This window comes from Carboxydocella sp. ULO1, assembly GCF_002049255.1.
Classification (GTDB): Bacteria; Bacillota.
In genome coordinates, this window is the sequence record NZ_BDLQ01000006.1 from 1 (window position 1) to 2,684 (window position 2,684).

At 37.0% G+C, this 2,684-nt stretch carries 3 protein-coding genes; all 3 read right to left on the reverse strand.

Annotated features, from left to right (window positions below; translation table 11 throughout):
- Nucleotides 1-93: 93 nt before the first annotated feature.
- The 3 genes from ULO1_RS00675 to ULO1_RS00685 all read right to left on the reverse strand — a co-directional run bounded on the left by ULO1_RS00675 (nt 94) and on the right by ULO1_RS00685 (nt 2,435).
- Entirely contained in the window at nt 94-1,104 is a 1,011-nt protein-coding gene (locus ULO1_RS00675) for a PucR family transcriptional regulator (RefSeq protein ID WP_079932706.1), read from the reverse strand.
- Nucleotides 1,105-1,810: 706 nt separating this feature from the next.
- On the reverse strand, nt 1,811-2,092 hold the full coding sequence (locus tag ULO1_RS00680; RefSeq protein WP_159446802.1) for a transposase: 282 nt from the start codon (nt 2,090-2,092) through the stop codon (nt 1,811-1,813).
- An 82-nt stretch (nt 2,093-2,174) separates the two neighbouring features.
- Nucleotides 2,175-2,435: a transposase zinc-binding domain-containing protein gene (locus ULO1_RS00685; protein ID WP_159446803.1), complete on the reverse strand. Its 261-nt coding sequence runs from the start codon at nt 2,433-2,435 to the stop codon at nt 2,175-2,177.
- Nucleotides 2,436-2,684: the final 249 nt, after the last annotated feature.

The window sequence follows — 2,684 nt, forward strand, 5'->3', positions numbered from 1 at the left end:
GAGATTTTTATATTTCTCAGCTAAAAAACGCATAATTCTGCCTATTTTGTGTTAAATCGAATTAATTCCCAGCTTGACAAATTCTAAAAAATTTTATGCAACGCTACTGGCTATAAGCATATGTTTTTGAGCAAGATTTAAGCCAATCAACTGCGCACGCCGATAAAGTTCTTCTTCTTTTGTAAACTTTCCTTCAAGTACTTCACTCAAAAAATCGCTCCGATACCGTTTTTCAGCCTCAACAACCGCTCGTTGTTTTGCCATTTCTAATGCAAATGCATTGGAAGCATGGGCCAACGCAATAAAATCCAATTCCTGCAGTGATTGTTCTATTTCCCAGGTAAAAATATAACCATATGGGTATTTTGACTCTCCAGCTGGAACAACCACCTGATTTATCAGTTGACCTTCAACCTCAATCTTGAACATAAACTGTTCTTCTTTTATCCTATACCTAATTTTATGTTTTGTTGATTTAATTAAATTTAGAGTTTTAAGAAAATCAGATGTCTGTATACACTTTTTAAGAAAAGAATCATGTTCATCCGAACTTGCACTGACAGCAATAAATTCAAACAAATCGTTGGTAAAAAGCACTGGTTTCTTGATTAATCGAGCAAGGGTAGCTGCAATTGTATTTACATCGCTTCCTAGAAGGACTACGCGAGTAAATTCACGGTTGATTTCCTCAGACTTCTTAAGGATAAGTGATTGCCGATTAAGAATCAACCCTAAAACTTCGTAAAATATTTTGGCGTATGACATTGTATGAGGAAGCAAAATAAGGGGCAGACCATAATAATCCGCATTCTCTATTACTTTTTCATGAATTTTCATTCCTGTGACTACCGGATGAATTCCCAAAGCGGCCACTCCTGCATCAGAGAACTTTTTAATTGTTTCTAGTTGCCCGTTTAAATCGTCACGCAAACTGTAAAAAGTTGTAAGAATAAGTTCACCACCAGTTAGGTATGGCTCATAGCCTTTCGGAATTTCCAAAACGCTTACTTTTTCTATAACTCGGTGCTTACCCCTACTGCCAGCAATTAACCTGAGCCCATTAAGTGATTCAGATTGAAGCATTTCAGCAATACTCAGTCCCACAATAAAACACCCCCTTCAAACGACTGTAGCTCATAAGTTTTATTGATATAACTAATATGTACCATTAAATAAACAGTCGTCTTCCTGATTTAGAAAGATGACTTCTGTTTTTAACTAGATTTTATATTCAACTGAACTTTCTCGTCTATATCTTTTGCCTCAATGGACGATTTTGCATCCACAAAGGTTATTAACAAACTTAGACAGTTATGAAAAAAGCTACAGATTATTACTGTGGCTTTTCGTTAAGTATTAATTTAGTTTATCTAGCATTCAAATATAGAAAAGTCAACACGAAACATAACCTATGTTGGACGTCAGTGATATTGTCATATTGTAACGCTTCTGAGAAAATGTCATTATGGAACTGGAGAGAATTACTATGAGCAAAAAAGAATTGAAGCGTTACATGGTAATCATGAAACATATCCAGGGGTTTATAACAGCAAAAGAAGCTGCAAATGAACTGAATTTAAATACTCGCCAGTTCTTTCGCCTTAAGAACAGAATCTTGAAGGGGGAGAAATCGGAATTATCCACAAAAATCGCGGGTATGTACATAGTTTTGTGTAAATGGTTTTTTCCTGGTAATTTAGCATACTATATTTGGCTCTTACACGCCAGGAGGATAGGGCTCTGCTGGGAGCAACCCGAGCGCCTGGAGTGGTTCTGCCGGGGTGTAATTACTCCCCTTTTTCTTTGTTCTTTAACTTTTATGCTTTCCGGATATTTCTGTTTCAGCCAGTCCAGCAATACCTTCTGCCAAATTTTCCTCAAATACTCGTACGGAATTCTTGTCTATCGCTCCTTCGGTTACCAAAACATGAACATGTGGGTTGAATTTCAGATCCCTTCCAAAGGTGTGTATTACAGCTATTATCCCTACTTCGTACACCTTTTTCCTGCCTTTCTCCCGATACCAATAATGAATTACTTCTGCTTTATCACTCAGGTCTTTTAACCAATCTCGGTTACGGTAAAATATCACCCACAGTCTCCCGGGATAGTGAATACCATGTGTTTGTGTCCTACTTCTAGTATCCGTTCGGTTTGCTTCTCTACCCATTTTTCTATGTAAACTTTCCACTTCGATTGCAAAACCTACTTTTGCATGTAAATGCTACTTTCTTTTTCTCTTTCCCGTTGCAATTAGTGCAAATGTATTCTGCGTAACCATACTTTGGATCCCCACATTTGATCGCTTTTTCTACTGCTTTAATGACACTTTCCCTCATGTCTTCCGGTATTTTTTCTCCATATACTTGGAGAAATCGCTCCCAATGATCCCTGAGTATGTCCACTATCTTTATTGGTTGTCTCTTTTCTTTCATCACTTGTGTTCTCATATTTCTACCTTAACACCCTAAGTTATCCACATCAAGCATAAAAGCATAATTCCCTAAACAACAAAAAAGGCTTTTCAGAATCCCACCTTCTGAAAAGCCCCATCGCCTTGGAGTACTTCATCGCACTGAATTTTACAATGCTATAATACAACAGGTTGTTATTGTTGACAACAGTTTAAACAAATTTATACTGTATACTTTTCCTTCAATTTCTTGGCCAGTTCCTTTAACAAC

Coding starts and splice junctions, on each gene's coding strand:
- ULO1_RS00685 (WP_159446803.1), bottom strand. CDS start 2,435: ATGAAAGAAAAGAGACAACCAATAAAGATAGTGGACATACTCAGGGAT.